The 20,210-nt window shown below is 66.9% G+C and carries 16 protein-coding genes and 1 tRNA gene; 11 read left to right on the top strand and 6 right to left on the bottom strand.

The features are described 5' to 3' along the window. Positions 1-46 precede the first annotated feature (46 nt). Positions 47-979 carry a tetratricopeptide repeat protein gene (locus HNO51_RS02120; RefSeq protein ID WP_197449417.1) on the bottom strand — a complete coding sequence of 311 codons (933 nt, stop codon included), beginning with the start codon at positions 977-979 and terminating at the stop codon, positions 47-49. Positions 980-1,178: 199 nt separating this feature from the next. Here HNO51_RS02120 and HNO51_RS02125 point away from each other — a divergent pair, with 199 nt between their 5' ends. From HNO51_RS02125 to HNO51_RS02140, 4 genes are all read left to right on the top strand, one after another. After that, positions 1,179-1,847 carry a vWA domain-containing protein gene (locus tag HNO51_RS02125; RefSeq protein ID WP_197449418.1) on the top strand — a complete coding sequence of 223 codons (669 nt, stop codon included), beginning with the start codon at positions 1,179-1,181 and terminating at the stop codon, positions 1,845-1,847. 29 nt (positions 1,848-1,876) lie between these two features. Beyond that, the gene (locus tag HNO51_RS02130) at positions 1,877-2,860 is read left to right on the top strand and encodes a kinase (protein ID WP_242597183.1); all 984 of its coding nucleotides are present in this window, start codon (positions 1,877-1,879) and stop codon (positions 2,858-2,860) included. After that, positions 2,850-3,707 carry a protein phosphatase 2C domain-containing protein gene (locus HNO51_RS02135; RefSeq protein ID WP_209538363.1) on the top strand — a complete coding sequence of 286 codons (858 nt, stop codon included), beginning with the start codon at positions 2,850-2,852 and terminating at the stop codon, positions 3,705-3,707. Before HNO51_RS02130 ends, HNO51_RS02135 begins: the two co-directional genes overlap by 11 nt. Positions 3,708-3,911: 204 nt before the next feature. Beyond that, on the top strand, positions 3,912-5,888 hold the full coding sequence (locus HNO51_RS02140) for an acyltransferase family protein (protein WP_209538364.1): 1,977 nt from the start codon (positions 3,912-3,914) through the stop codon (positions 5,886-5,888). Positions 5,889-6,173: 285 nt separating this feature from the next. On the opposite strand, the gene HNO51_RS02145 is transcribed toward HNO51_RS02140, so the two are convergent. Beyond that, positions 6,174-6,250 (bottom strand) — tRNA-Met (locus tag HNO51_RS02145). 197 nt (positions 6,251-6,447) lie between these two features. Between HNO51_RS02145 and phbB the strand changes: the two genes are divergently transcribed. Then, complete coding sequence (gene phbB / locus HNO51_RS02150; protein ID WP_197449422.1) at positions 6,448-7,194, top strand: acetoacetyl-CoA reductase; 747 nt, start codon at positions 6,448-6,450, stop codon at positions 7,192-7,194. A gap of 62 nt (positions 7,195-7,256) precedes the next feature. Here the strand turns inward: phbB and HNO51_RS02155 are convergent, their stop codons facing one another. Beyond that, positions 7,257-10,040 carry a DUF349 domain-containing protein gene (locus tag HNO51_RS02155; RefSeq protein WP_209538365.1) on the bottom strand — a complete coding sequence of 928 codons (2,784 nt, stop codon included), beginning with the start codon at positions 10,038-10,040 and terminating at the stop codon, positions 7,257-7,259. A 255-nt stretch (positions 10,041-10,295) separates the two neighbouring features. On the opposite strand from HNO51_RS02155, the gene minC reads away from it, so the two are divergent. The 4 genes from minC (at position 10,296) to sbcB (ending at position 13,737) form a co-directional block, all read left to right on the top strand. Then, complete coding sequence (gene minC / locus HNO51_RS02160) at positions 10,296-11,033, top strand: septum site-determining protein MinC (protein WP_197449424.1); 738 nt, start codon at positions 10,296-10,298, stop codon at positions 11,031-11,033. Positions 11,034-11,088: 55 nt separating this feature from the next. Further along, positions 11,089-11,907, top strand: a complete 819-nt coding sequence (minD, locus tag HNO51_RS02165; protein WP_197449425.1) for a septum site-determining protein MinD — start codon at positions 11,089-11,091, stop codon at positions 11,905-11,907. Then, positions 11,904-12,155: a cell division topological specificity factor MinE gene (gene minE, locus HNO51_RS02170; RefSeq protein WP_010630224.1), complete on the top strand. Its 252-nt coding sequence runs from the start codon at positions 11,904-11,906 to the stop codon at positions 12,153-12,155. Before minD ends, minE begins: the two co-directional genes overlap by 4 nt. 91 nt (positions 12,156-12,246) lie before the next feature. Further along, the gene (sbcB, locus tag HNO51_RS02175; RefSeq protein WP_209538366.1) at positions 12,247-13,737 is read left to right on the top strand and encodes an exodeoxyribonuclease I; all 1,491 of its coding nucleotides are present in this window, start codon (positions 12,247-12,249) and stop codon (positions 13,735-13,737) included. Between the two features lie 80 nt (positions 13,738-13,817). On the opposite strand, the gene HNO51_RS02180 is transcribed toward sbcB, so the two are convergent. Together HNO51_RS02180 and HNO51_RS02185 are read right to left on the bottom strand one after the other, a co-directional pair. Then, positions 13,818-16,700: an insulinase family protein gene (locus HNO51_RS02180; protein WP_209538367.1), complete on the bottom strand. Its 2,883-nt coding sequence runs from the start codon at positions 16,698-16,700 to the stop codon at positions 13,818-13,820. Further along, positions 16,697-17,380, bottom strand: coding sequence for an SOS response-associated peptidase (locus HNO51_RS02185; RefSeq protein ID WP_197449428.1), 684 nt, complete (start codon positions 17,378-17,380; stop codon positions 16,697-16,699). Before HNO51_RS02185 ends, HNO51_RS02180 begins: the two co-directional genes overlap by 4 nt. A 159-nt stretch (positions 17,381-17,539) precedes the next feature. Between HNO51_RS02185 and HNO51_RS02190 the strand changes: the two genes are divergently transcribed. Both HNO51_RS02190 and HNO51_RS02195 read left to right on the top strand, forming a co-directional pair. After that, positions 17,540-18,157, top strand: a complete 618-nt coding sequence (locus tag HNO51_RS02190; RefSeq protein ID WP_197449429.1) for a TetR/AcrR family transcriptional regulator — start codon at positions 17,540-17,542, stop codon at positions 18,155-18,157. After that, complete coding sequence (locus HNO51_RS02195; protein ID WP_197449430.1) at positions 18,154-18,876, top strand: 1-acyl-sn-glycerol-3-phosphate acyltransferase; 723 nt, start codon at positions 18,154-18,156, stop codon at positions 18,874-18,876. The genes HNO51_RS02190 and HNO51_RS02195 overlap by 4 nt, the downstream gene beginning before the upstream one ends. On the opposite strand, the gene HNO51_RS02200 is transcribed toward HNO51_RS02195, so the two are convergent. Next, positions 18,877-20,163, bottom strand: coding sequence for an HlyC/CorC family transporter (locus tag HNO51_RS02200; protein WP_197449431.1), 1,287 nt, complete (start codon positions 20,161-20,163; stop codon positions 18,877-18,879). Positions 20,164-20,210 lie beyond the last annotated feature (47 nt).

Below are 20,210 nucleotides of genomic sequence, written 5' to 3' on the forward strand. Positions count from 1 at the left end.
CACGTGATGAGGCGGCCCATCGGGCCGCCATCGGTTCGGCAACGGGTCAGTACAGCAGCGTGAACAGCTTGCGGCGATAGGTCACGGTCAAGGGATGGTCGGCGCCCAGCGCATCGAAGACTCGCAGCAGGGTCAGGCGTGCCGCATCGTCCCCGTAGCCCCGATCCTTGCGCATCACGCCGAGCAGTCCCTCCAGCCCGGCCTCGTAGTCGCCGTCGGCTACCTGGCGCAGGGCGCGCTTGAAATTCGCCTCGCTGTCGTCGCGCCCGGCCAGTGCGGCGAGCTCGTCGTCGCTCGGTGCCTCCTTGCGGAACTCGACGCTGGCGCGCACGCCCCGGGCCGGAGCGGCGTCGCGCTCCTCGGGCGGCAGGTTGTCCAGCAGTGCCAGGGCCTCTTCACTGCGACCTTCCGCCACCAGCGCGCGAGCCAATTCCACCTGGTAGGGGTAGTGTTCGGGGTGCTGTTGCACGAGCTGCTCGTAGAGCGTGCGGGCCGTGGCGGCGTCGCCCTGGGCCAAGGCCTCGGCGGCCTGCTCCTCGGGGCTGGCCGGCGCGTCTTCCGGCGCGGGGAAGTAGCGTGACAGCCACTCGCGGATCTCCTTCTCGGGCAGCGCGCCCTGGAAATGGTCGACCAGGCCGCCCTGGCTGATGAGCTTGACGTCCGGCACCGAGCGCACGCCGAGCTGGGCGGCGATCTCCTGGTTCTCCTCGATGTTGAGCTTGGCCAGGAGGAAGCTACCGCGATACTCCCGGGTCAGCTTCTCGAGGAGCGGCATCAGCGTCTTGCAGGGCTGGCACCAGGGTGCCCAGCAGTCGAGCAGCACCGGCACCTGCATGGAAACTTCCAGGACCTGCTGGATGTTGTTGCGGTCGACGTCGATGATCAACTGCTCATCGCCGGGCGCCGCTTCCTGCGGTGACGGGGTAGATTGCTGGGGCGCCGTCAGCGGGGCGCCATTGCGAGGGTCGACGATGGACATGGAAACGGCCTTGCACGAAGAGTGAGTTTGTTCGAAAGATGCGGGTAAAGGCCGCGGGATTCAAGGGGGGCGGATGTTGGCTCCCGCGGCGCGTTGGTTGACGAGCGGCTGCAGTCGCGGCATCCATCCCGGGGCTGTGATAGTCTCGTCCTCGTTCGGCCGTATCGGTGCCGGGCATCCAGACATGAGGAGCCGTGGGATGGCAACGTACCGACTGAACCGCGACAGCGACCTGATCGACAACCCTTCGCCGCGCTGCGCCTGTATGCTGGTACTGGATACCTCGGCGTCGATGTCGGGGCCGCCGATTCGTGAACTGAACGCCGGCGTCCAGGCCTTCATTTCGGCGGTTCAGGAAGACGATATGGCCGCCTGCTCCGTCGAGCTCGGGGTAATTACCGCTGGCGGCAAGGTCACCGAGCAGCTGCCCTTCACCACGGCCATGAACATAGCGCAGTGTCGCCAGTTCACCGCCGCCGGGCTGACGCCGCTGGGCAGCGCCATGGAGCTGGCACTGGATCGCCTGGAAGAGCGCACCGCGGCCTACCGCAAGGCGGGGGTCGCCTATTACCAGCCGTGGCTCGTGGTGATCAGCGATGGCGTACCGACCGACCAGTGGCAGGCCGCGTCGACCAGGGCTCGTACCCTGGCCCAGCAGCGCAAGCTGGTGGTCATGCCGGTGGGCGTCGAGGAGGCCGACCTCGAGGCGCTCAGCGCCTTCTCCACCCGGCCGGCCAAGCGCCTCGACGGGTTGAAGTTTCGCGAGTTCTTCCTGTGGCTCTCGGCCAGCATGAGCCGCGTCTCGGCGTCGGCGTCGATCACCGACCAGGTCAAGCTGCCGCCCACGGACAGCTGGGACAGCATCTAGTCCGGATGCGTGGCGTCGAAGGAGGTCGAGTGGTTGCACGCGCACTGGTGGTGACGGATTCACAGGGCAAGCAGCGCCGGCTCGGCAGGCGCCTCGAGCGTGGCGGCGAGGGCGAGATCTTCGCCCTGCGGGATCGCCCCGACGTGATCGTCAAGTGGTACTACCCCGAGGTGCTCGATAAGCGCGGCGAGGAGCTGCATCGCAAGGTCGAGGCCATGCGCGGCCTGCGCGATGCCCACATGACGCGTGACGTCTGTTGGCCGCTGATTCGCGTGTTCGACGAGCGGCATCGCTGGATCGGCTTCGCCATGTACCGGGCACGCGGCGTGAAGATGAGCTTCCTCGCGCATGCCCTGCTCTGCGAGCGCTATTTCCCCGGCCTCGACCGGCGCCGGATCGTCGCCTACCTGATCCGCTTCATCGAGATCGTCCAGCAGTTGCACGAAGCCGGGGTCTGCATCGGTGACTACAACCTCAACAACGTCTTCTGCGTGCCATCATCCGGGCAGGTGACGCTGATCGACTGCGACAGCTACCAGCTACGCGTCGACGGCACCTTCTATCCCTGCCCCGTCGGCAGCCCCGACATGACCCCCAAGGAGCACCAGGGGGTTTCCTTCCGCCATACCGTGCGCACGCCGCGCAGCGAGGCGTTCTCGCTGGCCATCGTACTGTTCAAGTGCCTGATGCTGGGTCGCCATCCCTACGACATCGTCGGGGGCGACGACCCGGTACGCAATCTGCGGCGTGGCAACTTCGCCTATGGCCGCGGCCAGCGCGACGTGCCCCAGGGCGTATGGTACGAACTCTGGAGGGAGCTGCCCGACACCCTGCGCGACATGTTCGTGACCACCTTCACGGTAGGGGCCGATGCACCCGCCCAGCGGGCCACGCTGGCCCAGTGGCATGCCGCCCTGAGCGACTACCGCGAGGCGATGGCGGCAGGGCGGTGCGCCGTGCACCTGGCCAAACCCGGCCGGCCGCGTCGCTCGCAGGTGCAGCATGCCCGCTGAATCGCAGCTCGCCCGGAGCGCACCGGGACTCACCTGGTCGGCACTGAGTGTCGCCACCGTCGGACTGGCGCATCTGGAGCGCCTGCCCCCCTTGCCTTGCCAGGATGCCGCGGGTGCCGTGGCGACTCCGCGACCTGCGCTCGTGGTGGCCGACGGAGCCGGCAGCTCACCGGCGTCGGACCAGGGCGCACGCACCCTGGTCGCCGCCATGTTGCGTCTGGCCGATACCCTGGAGGCGCAACTGGCCTGGCTGCTCGATGCCGACGCGGAGCCGGGGCCCGAGGCCATCCGCCAGTTCGCCGGGCTGCTGGTGCGTCATGCGCAGGGCACGCTCGAGGATCTGGCCTGTGAGCAGCGCCGACCGGTGCGCGACCTGCGCTGTACGCTGCTGCTGGCACTGGCCGGGCGCGAGAGGCTGCTGTGGCTCAAGGTGGGCGATGGCGAACTGGTGCTGGAGCGGGCGGTATCCAGCGACGCCGGAGAGGGGGGTGAAGCGGAGCTGACGCCGCATCTCTCGACCCTGGGCGAACGCGGCAGGGGGGAGTTCGCCAACCAGACATGCTTCGTCGACGAACGCCTGGGCTTCGAGCAGGTGCAGTACGGCTGCGAATCGACGGCGGCACTGACGGGGGTCGCGCTGCTCAGCGACGGGGCGGCCGAGAAGCTGGTCTCGCTCGATGGGCAACAGGTGGCAGGACAGCTCAGCCACTGGCTCGACGACTTGCGCCAGGGGCGGTTGCGCCAGCGGGACCTGGTGCGTCGCTTCTACGGAGAGAGCTTCTGCCGCGGTACCAGCGGTGACGACCGCAGCATTGCCCTGCTGGCCAGGGAACTGCAAGCGCGGTGAGGCGTCGATGACCATGTAGGGGCGCAACCTCCGGCGTGGACGCGGAGACTTGCAAGATTCGTGCACGCCGTAGGCTATGCTTTGCCGTAGAGGCTCCAGCAGCTGTCGACTCGCCGCGATGCCAGGTACGGCTCGCCATCGGCGATGCGTGGGCAGGCGATACGACTCCCGCTGCACGGGGAGTGCCCAAGGATGGAGGAAGCGATGCAGAAGCCGCAGTACAGGCCGGACATCGATGGCCTGAGGGCGATAGCCGTCACCCTGGTGGTCGCTTATCATGCCGGAATTCCAGGATTTGACTTCGGGTTCATCGGCGTAGACGTCTTCTTCGTCATCTCCGGCTACCTGATCACGAGTTTGCTGATAAGGGAGCTGGAGCGCACCGGCGATATAAGCCTGCTCGCGTTTTACGGTCGCCGTGTCCGGCGGCTGATGCCGGCCATGGTCGTCGTGATCCTGTCCTCCCTTGTCCTTGGCTACCTCCTCCTCACCCCTGTGGGACAGCAGCAGAATCTGTCTGAATCGGCTATCGCCTCCATCGCGTTCTTCGCCAACTATTATTTCATCGCGACGACAGGCGGCTATTTCGATGGCCCCACCGACCAGGTGCCGTTGCTGCACATGTGGTCCCTGTCGGTGGAAGAGCAATTCTATGCCATCTGGCCGGTCCTCCTTATCGCGAGCCTGTCGCTCGCCAGGCACCATGGAAAACGGTCATGGGTCGTCTTTTCGACGCTTGCCGCGTTAGGAATCGGTGCCTCTTTTTGCTACGGGTGGTGGCTTTCCAGCGTCAATCCGAATGCAGCTTATTTCTCCGTTCTCTCCCGCGGCTGGCAGTTGTTGGCGGGCTCGCTGCTGGCGTGTGTGCTGGGGCGCGGGCTGCTTTCGCAGGTCTCGAACGCTGCTCGGTCTGCCCTGGCTGCGCTTGGAGCGGCGCTGCTGCTGGCAGCGGCGTTCGTCATCGAGGGCTCCCACGCGTATCCCGGCTGGGTGGGAATGCTGCCCGTTCTCTCGGCGGTGGCATTGATCGTGGCCGGGTTCGGCCGAGCTTCTAACCCCCTGTCCCGGTTGCTCGCCACACGGCCCTTCGTCTTCGTGGGAAAGATATCGTACCCCTGGTATCTCTGGCACTGGCCCTTGCTGGCCATGTCCCGCGCCTATCACCTGGGTGAGGGTGATCTGGAGCGTGACGTGATGCTGGCATCTCTCTCGTTCGTTCTCGCATTCCTGACCTATCGCCTGGTGGAAATCCCTGCCTCGGGTTTCTTCGCGAGGCGATCCGTATCCCACAAGCAGCTCGTCAAGCTGGGCGGGTTGTCGTCTCTCCTGCTCGCCCTCGCCGCGTTCGGGTTGATGAGCCATGCCAACCAGCAGAAGAGCACGGGCTTCTATCGACAACTGGACCGGGCGGCGGAAGATGTGCCCGAGCTGCGAGGAGAGTGCCATTTGAGCACCCCCTTCCAGGGGCTACCGGATGCATCCAGCTGTGTGAATCGGTCCGATATGGGCGCACCGGATCTGCTGCTATGGGGGGACTCCCACGCGGATCACTATTCCCCGATGCTGGAGGAGCTATCCGAAGTCCTCCAGTTCGCTTTCCTGCAGAGATCCTTCAGTACCTGTCCGCCATTGATAGGCTATTCCCACGGTTATTCTCAGGGCCATCCCCGGGAGAACGATCGGAACTGCGAGCTGTTCAAGGAGGCCCTGACCGATGAACTCGCCGAGTTGGCGCAGAGGGGGCTGTCGGGGGTCGTGTTGAGTGCCAGTTGGCTGGGGCGAGCGAGCAGCGAGAGCCACCTGTCGCTGGCGGAAAAGGGACTCAGGAATACCGTCGATCTTCTGCTTGCGCATGGGCTGAGGGTGGTTGTCGTGGCGCCCACGCCTGTGTTCAGCGTACCCATGACGGACTGCCTGGCCAGGCGAACCGTGGCGTCATGCAGCACCTATCAACGGCGGCTGGAAAAACGCAGGGAGGCCATACTTTCCATCATGCACGATATCGCCGAGGAGGAGCCGGGCGTCAGAGTCGTCGACTTCCACGCGCAGCTGTGTCCGGGCGGGAAATGTCACTCTTTGCTTGGCGACACCGTGGTGTATCGGGACGAGCACCATCTCACGACTCGCGCCGCCAGGGAGCTTTCCCCCTACGCGCGCAACGATATCGAATGGCTCCTGTAAAACCGACGGTCGTCGGTTCAGTACCGAGTGGGCACAAAAATCCGAGGCTGTGTGGCCTCGTTTTTCCTATTTGGTAGCGGGGGCCGCTGATCTTGAAACGAAGAGCGAACCGACGGTCATCGGTTCAGTACCGAGTGGGCACAAAAAACCGAGGCTGTGTGGCCTCGTTTTTCCTATTTGGTAGCGGGGGCCGCTGATCTTGAAACGAAGAGCGAACCGACGGTCGTCGGTTCAGTACCGAGTGGGCACAAAAAACCGAGGCTGTGTGGCCTCGGTTTTCCAATTTGGTAGCGGGGGCCGGATTTGAACCGACGACCTTCGGGTTATGAGCCCGACGAGCTACCAGACTGCTCCACCCCGCATCAATGTGCTGAGTATTCTACGCTTTTTCTGCGCTGTGTCAAGGTGGGCGGCAATCCTCGTGCAAGCGCGGCGCATGTGTCCATAATCAGGAGGGGAAGCTTGAAGGCGAGCCCTTCTGCCAGCATCCTGTTACGGCTGGCCTGCTGTGCCAGGTCAAGCAATGCAATGACAAGTGTCATGATCAGGGAGGTGGACTATGACTCAAACAGCACCCGTAGCGTGGGTCACCGGGGGAACCGGTGGCATTGGTTCGGCGATTTGTCGCGCGCTGGCGTCGGCCGGCTACCACGTGGTGGCGGGCTACCACAATCCGGAAAAGGCCAAGGCCTGGCTCGAGGCACAGAAGGCCGACGGATTCGACAATATCTCCCTGTCGGGTATCGACCTGACCGATTACCAGGCGTGCGAAGAGGGCGTAAAGGAGATCGAGGCGGCCCATGGGCCGATCAGCGTACTGGTCAACTGTGCCGGCATCACTCGGGACGGCACCATGAAGAAGATGACGCCGGAACAGTGGCATGAAGTCATCGACACCAACCTCAACACAGTGTTCAACACCTGCCGTAGCGTCATCGAGGGCATGCTCGAGCACAAGCATGGGCGGATCATCAATATCTCCTCGATCAACGGCCGCAAGGGTCAGTTCGGTCAGGTCAACTACTCGGCGGCGAAGGCGGGCATGCATGGCCTGACCATGGCACTGGCCCAGGAGACGGCGACCAAGGGCATCACCGTCAACACCGTGTCGCCTGGCTACATCGCCACCGACATGATCATGAAGATTCCCGAAAACGTGCGTGAAGCCATCCGTGAAACCATCCCGGTGAAGCGCTATGGCACACCGGAGGAGATCGCTCGGCTGGTCGTGTTCCTGGCCGACAAGGAGTCCGGCTTCATCACCGGGGCCAACATCGATATCAACGGTGGTCAGTTCATGGGCTGACAGGCAGTGAGGCTTGACGGGAGGCCTCGTGGCCTCCCGTTTTTGGTTGGTACCGCAAGACGTCAGGGCGGCGGCAGGCGCGTCAGGCGCGTCAGCAGCGAATCGAACTCGCCGACTTCCCGTTCCCATTGCTCGGGGGAGACCGGCCCCGTGGCCAGCAAGTTGCGCAGCACGATGCGAACCTCTTCGGCGCGGCTCAGCTCGCGGCCAAGCCCCTCGTTGAGTCGCTCGACCTGGATGGCGAGCCGCAGCGGCTCGTCATGCTGACTGATGCGCCCCAAGGCGAGCAGCGAAAGATGAACGCGTAGCCGGGCCAGCCCTTCAGCGACCTCTTGTGGAGACAGCGGGTCACGCCGTGAGGCATTGCGCTGCTCGTGGGCACGGCGCATCTCATCGGACAGGCCGAGTTCCGGGTCGAGGGGGACGTCCTCGCAGGCGCCTCCCGCGAGGCACGCGGCATCGGCCGCCAGATGGGCGTCGAGCAGGGGGCGGCAGGCCTGCCACTGCTGGATCTCTTCCACCACGGCCAGGCGCGCCAGGCGCTCGCGACGGGTGCGCACGATACCGCTCCAGCGGCGTCGCATGCCCTCCGTGCGCCGCCCCGAAGGCAGCGGCTCCAAGGCGGCGACCTGCGCAATGGCCTGCTCCAGCACCTGACCGTCGGCGTGACGGGCCGGCTGCCAGGCGTCGAGCCGGTCGATGAGGGCCTGCATCTCGTCGAGACGTTGGCGCGTACGCTGGGCGCGGTCGTCGCGCTGGGCCTCGCGCATGGCGAAGATCTGGTCGCATGCCGCGCGGAACTCGCGCCACAGCGTCTGTTCCTCACCGCGCGGGGCACGCCCCAGCTCCCGCCAGCGCTGTTGCAGGCGCTTGGCGTGTTCCGCCCGCTCGTCGGGGGAGGAAGGACGCTCGATCAGCGCCTGTGCCTCTTCGATGAGCCGGCGTTTGGCGTCGGCCACCTCCTTGGCGCGCTGGTCGATCAGGCCCTGCAGGGCGAAGCGGATGCGGCCGAAGCGTCGTCCGATGGCCTGGGCCTGCTCGCGAGGCACGGGGGAGTGGCGACGCCACTCCTCGCGGGCCTGATCGCGGATGCGCCGCAGCGCGTCCGGATCGGCGTCGGCGGCGGGCGTATCCAGCAGGGCTTCGAGCTGCTCGCACAGGGCGCTGCGCGCCTCGAGGTTGCGCTGTCGTTCGCTGGCCTGGCGCTCACGCCAGGGTGCCAGGCGTTCGTGAATCCGGTCGGAGGCGTGGCGAAAGCGCTCGGAAAGCTCGCGGCTGGCGGCGGCATCGCCGAGACCCTTCCAGTCGCGCACCAGCTGGCGGTGCCGTCGGTCGAGCTCGGCATCCGCGATGGCACGGTCATCGGCGAGCTGATCGATGGCCTGGCACAGCTGTTCGCGTTTGGGGCCGGCGACGAAGCCGCGCCAGTCGCGTAGCTCCGCCAGCCGGGCGCCAAGCCGCTTGAGCGTCGCCTGGTGTGGGCGCAGGCTCGCGGCGGGCAGCGTATCGGCGCGATGCCTGAGACTCTGGTGGAGACGGCTGGCGCCCTTGAAGGCGCCGCGGTCGAGCAGCGTTTCCAACTGGGCGAGATCCTGGGAGAAGCGCTCGAGGCGTGCCTCGAGGGCCTCTTCCGCCGGCTCCTCCCGGCCGGCCAGCCACTGCTGGGCGCGGGCGAGCAGCGGCGTCGGCGGTAGCGTGCCGGGCCAATGGCATGCGGCGACGCTGGCCTGCAGGCGCTCGGTGTCCTTGTCCTTGAGAGCCTGCTCGATATCGGCGACGTGCGCTTGGAGGCGCTCCCAGGCGTCGAGCACCGCGTCGTAATCCTTGAGCACGGTGTCGTAGCGTCGACGCAGCGTCTCGTCGGTCACGTGCAGGTCGGAAAGCGCTTGCCAGCGGTTGGCCAGCAGCACCTTCTGCGCACGCAGGCTGGCGATGTCCTGGCCCGTCAGGCGATCGCCCCTGGGCAGGCCGGCGAGGCTTTCCTCCAGCGCCTCGAGCAGCGACTCCCGGGCCTCGGCCGCCTGCTCCCGGCGTCGATCCGTCTCGGCGATGGCGTGCTCGCGTGCCTCGTGATCGGAAATGACCTTGCGGCAGCGCAGGCAGGCCTCCTGGAAGCGGCGCTCCTGTTCGGTACCGGGCAGGTCGTCGAGCGCTTCCCACTCGCGCACGAGGTGCCGGTACCGACCCGCATAGAGGGGCTCCCAGGGCGCCCTGGCGTGGGTCTCCAGCTTGGCCAGCAGCGCTTCCCGCTGAGCCCGAGCGTGAGCCAGGGAGGCGGCATCCGTGCGCAGCCGGTTCAAGCGCTCGCGCGCTTGGCGCATGACCTGGCGATCGCGGCGCGCCTGCTGGGCCAGGCGCTGCAGGCCGGCTTCGCTGGTGACGCGCGTTGCAGCGGCGTGACGCACGGCGGCGATACCGTTGTCGCAGGCCTGCTCGATGAGATCCTCTTCTTCCGTCAGGCGTGCCACGGCGGCCAGACGCAGCTGCTGGTTGTCGCCCTCCAGTGCCACGCGCGACAGCAGGAGCCTGTCGTCGAGGCCCTCGACGATGCGCAGCCGCCGGGTCAGGTCGATACCGCCGCCCTGGCTGCTGAGCAGCACGATCAGGCGTTGGCGGATCTCGGTCAGTTCCGGCTGGCGGGTCAGAAGTTCCAGAAGGGTTTCGGGCGAATCGATTCTTGCCAGCGCCGCCTGGCGCACGGAGTCCTCCGCATCGAGACACAGCGTTTCCAGTGCCTGGCGCTGCTCAGGGCGCGCAGGGTCGAGCCGGCTGGCGGCCTGACATCGCACCTTGGCATCGGGGTGCTGCCAGCGCGGGGCGAAAAGGCGGCGAAGGAATCCGGGCATGGGGCATCCTGAACGTGAAGGGCGCAGCGACGGCTGCGCAAGCCGTATTGTTGCTGTCGGGGCGGCGTCTTTCGTCTAATGTATGTTATCTAAGCACGCGCCGCGGCTACAGAAAAGCTTGTCGGAACAGGAGCGTGTGGACAAACGACGACAATGGCCGCCGAGCCTTGGCTGGCCGTATCATCAGTTGCAGGGGGGATGGGAGTCGCTTAGCTTTAGTCCCACGACCCGACAACACCCGAGTGGAGTCCGGCAATGAGTCTCAAAGTGGACAGGGCAGACATGGCATTCACCTTCAAGGGGGGCATGCTGCCCATGACGGTCATGGAGTTGGCGAGCGCGGATCCGGAGCAGATCCGCGAACAGCTCTCGGGCAAGCTCAGCCAATCCCCTGCCTTCTTTCAGCATACCCCCGTGGTCCTGAGCGTCGAGAAGCTCGACGAGCCCCACCTGGCCCTGGAGCGGATCTGTGCCGTATGCCGCACTCACAAGCTGCTCCCGGTGGCGGTGCGAGGTGGCGCCGACCCCGTGAAGCAGTCGGCCTGGGCGCTGGGGCTGGGCTGGTTTCCGCCCTCCGACGGGGCGCGGGCCCGCTCGCTCGAAGAGGTTCCGCCCGTTGAGATGCCAGCGGCCAGCACACCTGAGGCGGCAGCCTCGGTGGCCAGCGGCGGCCGCATCTATCGCGGTACGGTGCGTTCGGGACAGCAGGTGAGCGCCCCCGATGGCGACCTGGTGGTCATCGGCGCCGTCAACGCCGGGGCGGAGGTGCTGGCCGCCGGCAGCATTCACGTCTACGGCGCCCTGCGCGGCCGGGCACTGGCCGGCATCCATGGCGATACCGACGCCGGCATCTTCTGCCGTGAACTGCATGCCGAACTGCTTTCGGTGGCGGGCAACTACAAGCGTCTCGAGGACATCGATCCCCACCTGCTGGGTTCCTCGGTCCAGGTCGCCCTGCGCGATGCCCAATTAGGGATCACCTCGCTGGCCTAGGCCGCTTGCGCTCTCTCTTCGTCTTTACTTCGTCTAATCCAAAGGAACGTGTAACTTGGCCAAGATCATCGTAGTGACCTCAGGCAAGGGTGGGGTCGGCAAGACTACCAGTGCAGCGGCCATCGCCACCGGGCTGGCGCTGCGAGGCAACAAGACCGTCGTCATCGACTTCGACGTGGGGCTGCGCAACCTGGACCTGATTATGGGCTGCGAGCGCCGCGTGGTGTATGACCTGGTCAACGTGATCCAGGGGGAGGCCGGCCTCAACCAGGCGCTGATTCGCGACAAGCGGGTCGACAACCTGCACATCCTGCCGGCCTCACAGACCCGCGACAAGGACGCCCTCACCGCCGAGGGCGTCGAGAAGGTGCTCGATACCCTGGGCAAGGATTTCGACTACATCCTCTGCGATTCCCCCGCCGGCATCGAGCGCGGTGCCCAACTGGCCATGTACTACGCCGACGAGGCGATCGTGGTCACCAATCCCGAGGTATCGTCGGTGCGAGACTCCGACCGAATCCTCGGGCTGCTCGCTTCCAAGACGCGCCGCGCCGAGCGCGGCGAAGACCCGGTCAAGGAGCACCTGTTGATCACCCGCTACAATGCGACCCGGGTCGATCATGGCGACATGCTCAATCTCGAGGACATTCGCGAGATCCTGGCCATCGACCTGATCGGCCTGATTCCCGAGTCCGAGGCGGTGCTGCGTGCCTCCAACCAGGGGGTGCCCGTGACCCATGACGACAACAGCGATGCGGGCCAGGCCTACATGGATACCGTCTCGCGCCTGCTCGGAGAGGAAGTGCCGCTGCGCTTCCATGAACTCCAGAAGAAGAGCCTGCTGAGCCGCATGTTCGGAGGAGGTCGCCGGTGAAGTTGCTGGAATTCCTGAAGCGCGAACGCAAGAAGACCGCCTCGGTGGCCAAGGAGCGGCTGCAGATCATCGTGGCGCACCAGCGTAGCCAGCGTGGCCAGCCCGACTACATGCCGATGCTGGAGAAGGAGCTGCTGGAGGTGATTCGGCGCTACGTCCAGGTGGACGACGACGCTATCAACATCAGCCTGGACAGCGAGGACAACTGCTCGGTGCTGGAGCTCAACGTCACCCTGCCGCGCAGCTAGGGGAAGCCGGACGGAGCGCCGCGCGGCTGAGTCGCCCGCGGGGCTATGTTAGGCTGTGCCATTCAGGACGCCGTCAGGAGACACCGCGCCCATGGCGAAGCCCAATGCCGCCCCGATGACCTTCCTCTGGCACGACTACGAGACCTTCGGCGCCGATCCCCGTCGCGACCGGCCCTCGCAGTTCGCCGCGATTCGCACCGACAGCGACTTCAACGAGATCGGCGAGCCGGTCGAACTCTTCTGCAAGCCGGCGGACGACTACCTGCCGCATCCCCAGGCGTGCCTGATCACCGGCATCACGCCGCAGCAGGCGCGCCGCCGCGGGCTGCCCGAGGCCGAGTTCGCCGGGCGTATCCATGCGCTGATGAGCGAGCCGGGCACCTGCGCGCTGGGCTACAACAGCCTGCGCTTCGACGACGAGGTGAGCCGCTGCCTGTTCTACCGCAACCTGCTCGATCCCTACTCCCGCGAGTGGCAGAACGGCAATTCGCGCTGGGACCTGATCGATGCGGTACGCACCTTCCATGCCCTGCGCCCGGCGGGCATCGAGTGGCCGCGCCGCGAGGACGGCTCGCCCAGCTTTCGCCTCGAGGACCTGACCGCGGCCAACGGCATCGCCCATGAGGGCGCACACGATGCCGTGGCCGACGTGCGTGCCACCATCGCGCTGGCCCGGCTGCTCAGGCAGCGCAATGCGCGCCTGTTCGATCACCTGCTGGCGCTGCGCAACAAGCGCGAGGTGGCCAGGCGCCTCGACATCCCGGGCCGCAAGCCGGTGCTCCACGTATCGCGCCGCTACCCGGCCAGCCGGGGCTGCAGCGCGCTGGTGATGCCGCTGGCCGAGCATCCCACCAACCCCAATGGGGTGATCGTCTACGATCTCTCGGTGGACCCCCAGGGAATGATCGAGCTGGATGCCGAGCAGATCCGCCAGCGGGTCTTCGTCAGCAGCGACGACCTCGCCGAGGGCGAGGCGCGGATTCCGCTCAAGGTCATCCACATCAACCGCAGCCCGGTGATCCTGCCCGCCGCGGCGCTCAAGGACGTGGAGGGGCCGCGCCAGGGCGAGTACGGTGAAATCGTCGAGCGCCTGGGGCTCGATCTGTCCGCCTGCCGGGCCAACTGGAAGCGTCTCGCGGCGAGCCCCGAGGCGGCCGCCAAGGCGGCCGAGGTCTTCGCCCAGCCACCTCCCGACGGCCCCCACGACCCGGACCTGATGCTCTACAGCGGCGGCTTCTTCTCGCCGGCCGATCGCCAGCAGATGGAGCGTGTCCGCGCGACGCCGCCGTGGGATCTGGTGGATGCCCGGTTTGCCTTCCAGGACCTCCGCCTGGAGGAGATGCTGTTCCGCTACCGGGCGCGCAACTACCCCGACACCCTCAGCGGCGAGGAGCAGGCACGCTGGGAGGCCTACCGCTGGGAGCGCATGAACGACGGCGCCGTGGCCGGGTTCACGCTCAAGGACTTCGCCCGCGAGATCGAGCGGCTCAACCAGGTCGCCCTGAGCGATCGCGACCGCCTGATTCTCGAGGAGCTGGTCATGCATGTGGAGGCGATGATGCCGGCCCAGGCTTTCGGCTGAGCAGCGATTGACGCTGCGTTTCCCCGAGTCGATATGAAGCGCCCGGCCAGTGCCGGGCGCTTCGCCGAAGGCGGCTGCCGTCAGTCGGCGGCTTCGGGCATTGGCTCGAGGTGACGGGTCAGCGCCGCCACGTCGCTGGGTTCGTCACCCGGGTCGTAGGCGATGGTGGCGATGGCCGTGTCGAGCAGTGTCGGCCAGGTCTCGCGCAGGTCCTCGGCGGTGACCGCGAGCACACGCTGGGCCAGGCGCTCGCGGCGGTCGAACTCCGTATCGCCGAACGACAGCGCGCGCCACAGGCGGTTGGTCCGCTCCGACAGGCTGGTGTCGCGCTGCAGCAGACCATCGTGCACGGCTTGACGGTAGGGGGCGAGGTCGTCGTCGTCCATCTCCGCCAGGCGACGGCCGAAACTCTCCAGGAAGGCGTCGATGTGCGCCTGGATCTCGTCGCTGGTGGCATCGGGAGACTGCACCAGCAGGCTCAGCCCCGGGGCGTCGAGCAGCGGTGAATAGCCGGCACTGACGACGTAGCCGAGCTGCTCCTCGGTGCGCAGGCGCTGGTAGAAGGGGGTGTCGATCACCTGGCCGAGCACCGAGAGGCGCGCCTGGGCGTCGAGCGAGCGGTTGCTGCCCTGCAGGTAGCGCAGCACCAGCGACTCCTCGCGGGTGGTCACCGGGCGCAGGATAGGCAGTTCGTCATCGATGCGCAGCGGCGTCAGGTCGGGGATCGCCTCGCGAGGCAGCGACGGAGCGAGCATCTCGGCCACCAGCCGGCCTTCGCGGCGAGCCAACTCGGCATCGAGATTGCCGATGGCCAGTGCCTGCAGGCGCAGCTCGCCGAGGAAGCGCTTGCGGAAGGCGCGCAGGTCATCCACCGTCAGCTCGCGGCTGGCGTCCAGCAGGCTCTGGGTCGGCCAGTGGGGCCGCATCAGGGCCTCGGCCAGAGTGCGATGGCCCTGGCGGAACAGCGCCGCCTGTGGCGCGTTGCGCCATTCGCGCTGCAGCCGGTAGCGCACGCGCTCGAAGCTCGCCTCGTCGATGTCACCCTCGAGCAGCTGTTCGAGGGTGCGGCGCATGACCCGATCCTGGCGGTCTCGCCAGCCCGAGAAGGCCAGCGTGATGCCCCGCGCGTGGGCATAGGCCTCGGCATCGTGGCCGGCCAGGCGCGCGGCATAGAACTCCTCGTTGAGGCTGTCCTCCAGCCAGCCGGCCAGCAGGTTGGCCAGCACGGCATGGCGCGGGTCGCTGCTGGCCGCGGGGTTCTGCAGGCTGAAGCGCCACTCCACCTTGGGCGTGTCGAAGCTGGCGTCGGCCATGTGCCAGAGTTCGAAGCCGGGCGCTTCCAGCAGCTGCGAGGGGCGTTCGTCCTGCTCGTCGAGCAGTGTCACGTCCTCGGCGATGAAGGGGTTGGGGGCCGGCAGGGCAAGGCCCGCCAGCGGCCGGGTCGTGGCGGCCCCCGGCTCGATTTCGCGCCAGGGGGTGTCGAACCAGGGCGAAGTGCGTTCGCCTTCGACATCGGGGCCGCTATAGACGCGCAGCAGCCGCTCGGGGCGCAGCGCCTCGAGATAGGGCTCGATCAGCTCGGGCTCGAAGCCGTCCATGCGGTACGCGGCGTACTGCACGTCCTCCATCGGGAAGCGGGCCAGGTTCATGGCCAGGCGCATGGCGCTCTGTAGCGTCGAGCCGTGCTGCTGGAAGCGAAACTCCTGTTCGGCAAGCCGAGCCTGCTCGGCGTAGCGCCACGCCTCCAGACCATTCTCGCGGATCGCCTCGATGGCGGCGAACAGCGTGGCCTCGATCTCGTCGATGCGCTCGGCGCCGGCCGGCGTCAGGCTGATGCTGACGGTGAACAGCGCATGTCGCTCATCGCCGCGGCCCACGCCGGCCGAAAGCCCATCGGCCAGACCGGCCTCGCGCAATACCGCGAACAGGCTGCCTTCGCCCTCGTGGCCCAGCAGGTGCGCAAGAAGGTCGGCGGGCTTGTGGCGATAGTGCTGGATGGGGTCGGGCACCGGGAACATGAAGCTCACCTGACGGCTATCGCGCACCGATTGCAGCTCCACGTAACGCGGCAGGCTTCCCTCCCGTACCAGCGGCTCCTCGATGACCGGGCGTTCCAGGCCGCGGTCGGCGATGTCGGCGAAGCGCTCGGCCACCATCGCTTCCAGCTCGTCCAGCGGCTGTGGCGCCACCAGTGCCAGGTGCATGACGTTGGCGTCGTAGTAGCGCTCGTAGAACTCGATCACCCGCTCACGCAGGGAGGGTTCGCCCTCGGGCCGGTCGGCCAGCGTCTCGCGGCTGCCCACCGAGAAGCCGGTGGTGGGGTTGGCGGCATTGAGTACCTGGTTGAGCACGTCGTTCTCGCGCCGGCCGTCGTCACGTATCCGCGCCATGTACTCGGAGTGGACGATGTTGCGCTCGCTCTCCAGGCGGCTGGGGTTGAACAACGGCGTGAGAAAGAACTCGCTGAAACGGTCCAGGGCGCCGGGCAGCGCCTCGGGTTCGATGTCGAAGAAGTAGTTGGTGTCCTGTGGCGCGGTGAAGGCGTTGTGGCTGCCACCGTGGCGCTGCAGGTAGCCCTGGTAGGCATCGGCCTCGGGAAAGGGCTCGGTGCCGAGGAACAGCATGTGTTCGAGGAAATGGGCCAGTCCGGCAAGGTCGTCGGGATCCTGGGCGCTGCCGACGCCGACGTTCAACGAGGCGGCCGCCCGGTCGGCCTCGGGATCGCTGACGAGCAGGGCGGTGAGGCCGTTGTCGAGCCGTAGCACGCGATAGTCGCGGCTGTCGTGAGGGCTGACGTGAGGAAGCACGACTTCCTCGACCGCCTCCTCGGCAGCGGTATCGCCTGGCTGCTTTGCCTGGGCCAGGCCGGACAGCAGAAGGCCGGCCAGCAGCAGGTAGGCCAGCCAGGGCAGCGAGTGTCGGCGGCCAGGGCGAGGCAGGGGCGGGCGGGGCGTGGGCATCATTTCTCCTCTTCGTTCCAGCGCAGCATGGGACCCGTGGGATGGGCGCAGGCGGGATCCTGGTTGGCAGGGTCGTTCACCCTTCTTGATACCGGAAAGGCGCCCAACAGTTCCCGCGGAGCAGTTTGCAACAGGGCGCGTGCCGCGTCTGGCGGGGTCTCCGGATCGAGCCAGCGCATGGCGTCGGCGGTGTCGATCAGCGCCGGCAGCCTGTCGCCGAGCGGCGCCAGGAAGGCGTTGGTCGGCACGGTGATCAGCGCCATCGAGTCGGCATGTTCGGTCAGGTCGGTATGGTAGCGGCACCAGATGGCGGCCAGCAGCATCGGGCCGCGATCGACCCGGGTGACCAGGAACGGCTGCTTGAAGCGCGGCTGCGTCTTCCACACATAGATGCCTGCCACCGGGACCAGGCTGCGACGAGCACCGAAGGCGTCGCGAAACATGGGGCGGGCCTCGAGCGACTCGGCCCGGGCACAGTGGGGGGCGTGATCGAGCACGCTCAGCCAGGAGGGCGTCAGTCCCCAGAAGACCCGGGTCAGCCGGGCGCGACCGGCGGCCAGGCGGATGTGGGAGACAGGGCGCCTCGGCGCCAGGTTGGTGGCGGTCACCAAGGGAGACTCCTCGCACAGATCGGGCAGCAGTCGGGCCACGTCGAGTGGCGGAATGTAGAGGCGGCCGGCCATGGAGTCTCCGGATGACGTGGTGGCGTCAGGTTAGCCAAGTCGAAGAAAACGGAAAAGGGGTGATGCGCATGGTCGAAAACAGTGTTCGATGTGCGCTATCCTAAGCTACCGGGCGACGTCCTGTCGCCCCGCGATGTACCACCTCCTGCGAGGAACTCGATGGCTCGTCCCCGACAGCATGCGCCCGAAGCACTTCATGCCCAGGTCATGGCCGCCTGCGATGACTGGCTGCAGGGCAACCCTGTGCATGCGCTCTCGCTGCGCGCGCTGGCGCGCGAGGTGGGCTGTGCGCCGAGTACGCTGCTCAAGCTCTACGGCAGCTTCGGCAACCTGCTGCAGCATGTGAACATCGAGACCCTGGCACGCCTGCGCACGGTCATCGAGCCGTTGACCCAGGGGGCGGAGCCTGAAAGGCAGATGCGCGCCCTGGCGCTGGCCTACTGGCAGTTCGCCCAGCGCGAGCCGTTCCGCTGGCAACTGCTGTTCGATTATCCGCTGGCTCAGGAGGGTGAACTCGACCAGCGTCAATCCGACATGATCGAGGCCCTGTTCCTGCGTGTCGAGACGAGCCTCAAGGAGTACCAGCCGGCACTTGGCGACCTGGAGGCGAGGCGTCTCGGGCGCACCCTGTGGGGTAGCGTGCATGGCCTGGTGCAACTGGGCCTCAACGAGCGCCTGGGCTACTGGCAGGGGCAGCAGCTCGAAGTGCCGGAGCTGCTCGACCAACTGCTCTCCACCATCCTCGCCGGCCTGAGACACAGGTCCGATATCGCGTGAAGCTGGCGTTGTACGGGCTGGTCGGCTCCCTGCTGGTGTTGGGCGGCTGGCGCGTGGCGCGCTCACCGCGACCGCTCATCCGCTTTCTCATCTACCTGCTGGTTCGCTGCTGCTATCGGTTGCGCCTGCGCGGTCGCAACGCCATCCCGGCCAAGGGAGCGGCGGTGGTGGTGTGCAATCATGTCAGCTTCATGGATGCGCTGGTCATGGGCGGGGCCAGCCCGCGCCCGCTGCGCTTCCTCATGGACCGGCCGATCTACGAGTCGCCCTGGCTCAACTGGCTGTTCCGCCTGGTGGGGGCGATTCCCGTGGAATCCGACCGGCGCGACCCCGGCAGCGTACGTCGCGCGCTGGAGGAGGTCAGCCGGGCGCTGCGCGGCGGCGAGGTGGTGATGCTCTTTCCCGAGGGGCGATTGACCCCGAATGGCGAGGTGCAGGCTTTCCGCCGAGGGCTCGAGACGATCCTGGCGCGCGACCCGGTGCCGGTGATCCCGGCCGGCCTGTCCGGCCTGTGGGGCTCGTGGACCTCGCATCGCGATGGCCCGGCGCTATCCAAGCGGCCGCGGCGTTTCCGTGCCAGGGTGGCGCTCTACTTCGGCAAGCCGATTCCCCCCAGGCTGGCACGGCGCGAGCTGCTCGAGGCGCGGGTGCGGGGGCTCAAGGCCGAGGCCGACGCCTGGGCCTGTCCGCACGAGGTCTCCCCGTTGCGGCGAGGCTGATCACGTCTGGCGCTGGCGGCCGCTGCGCACCACCTGCCAGCAGCGCGCCGAGGTGATCAAGTTGTCACGGACTTCGAGAATTTCCATGCGTACGCTGCCGATCTGCAGGCAGGCGGGACCGTCGGGGAAGGCTTCCAGGTGTTCCAGGATCAGGCCGTTGAGGGTCTTGGGGCCGTCGGTGGGCAGCTTCCAGCCCAGGGCGCGGTTGATGTCGCGGATGTTGGCGGTGCCGTCGATCACATGGCTGCCGTCGTCCTGGCGATGGATCTCCTGATCCTGGCCGGCCACGTCGGTGGTGAACTCGCCGACGATCTCCTCAAGGATGTCCTCCAGCGTGACCAGCCCTTCCACGTCGCCGTATTCGTCGACCACGATGCCGATGCGGCGCTTCTGCTTCTGGAAGTTGAGCAATTGGGTGTGCAGCGGCGTCGATTCGGGAATGAAATAGGGCTCGCGCGCCTCCTGCACGATGGAGGCCTTGGTCACCTCGTCGCGCGACAGGAAGCGCGCCGCGTTGCGCAGGTGCAGCATGCCGATGATGTTGTTGATGTCGCCCTTGAACACCGGCAGTCGGGTGTGCTGGCTGGTGCGGATCTGGGCCAGGATGGCCTCCAGCTCGTCGTCGAGGTCGATCCCCACCACCTCGTGGCGCGGTACCATGATGTCGTTGACCGTGACGTTCTCGAGGTCGAGGATCGACAGCAGCATGGCCTGGTGGCGGTGGGGGATCAGCGTTCCCGCCTCGTGCACCACGGTGCGCAGCTCGTCGCGGGTCAGGCTGTCGGCGCCGCCCTCGAGGCTCTTGATCCCGATCAGCCTGAGCAGCCCGTTGGAGATGGCGTTGACCAGCCACACCAGCGGATAGAGCAGCTTCAGCAGGGGCTCGAGTATCAGCGATGAGGGGTAGGCGACGCGTTCGGGCTTGATCGCGGCATAGGTCTTGGGGCTGACCTCGGCGAAGATGAGGATCACGATGGTCAGGATCAGCGGGGCGATCGCCGGCCCGGTGACCTCGCCGAAGAAGTGGATGGCGAGCACGGTGGCGATGGCGGCCGCCAGGTTGTTGACCAGGTTGTTGCCGATCAGAATCACGCCGATCAGGCGATCCGGGCGTGCCAGCAGGCGCAGGACCCGGCGCGCCCGGCTGTCGCCGCTGCTGGCCTCATGGTTCAGCCGGTAGCGGTTGATCGACATCATGCCGGTCTCGGAGCTCGAGAAGAATGCAGAAAGGCAGATGAGCAGAAAAAGCAGGCCGAACAGCAATCCCAAAGGGAAGTCGTCGCTCAAGGTCGTAGGATCCTCGCTGGCGTGTCAGCCCCGTTTGTAGGGATTCG

It is taken from the genome of Billgrantia sulfidoxydans (assembly GCF_017868775.1).
In the GTDB taxonomy this organism is placed as follows: Bacteria; Pseudomonadota; Gammaproteobacteria; order Pseudomonadales; family Halomonadaceae; genus Halomonas; species Halomonas sulfidoxydans.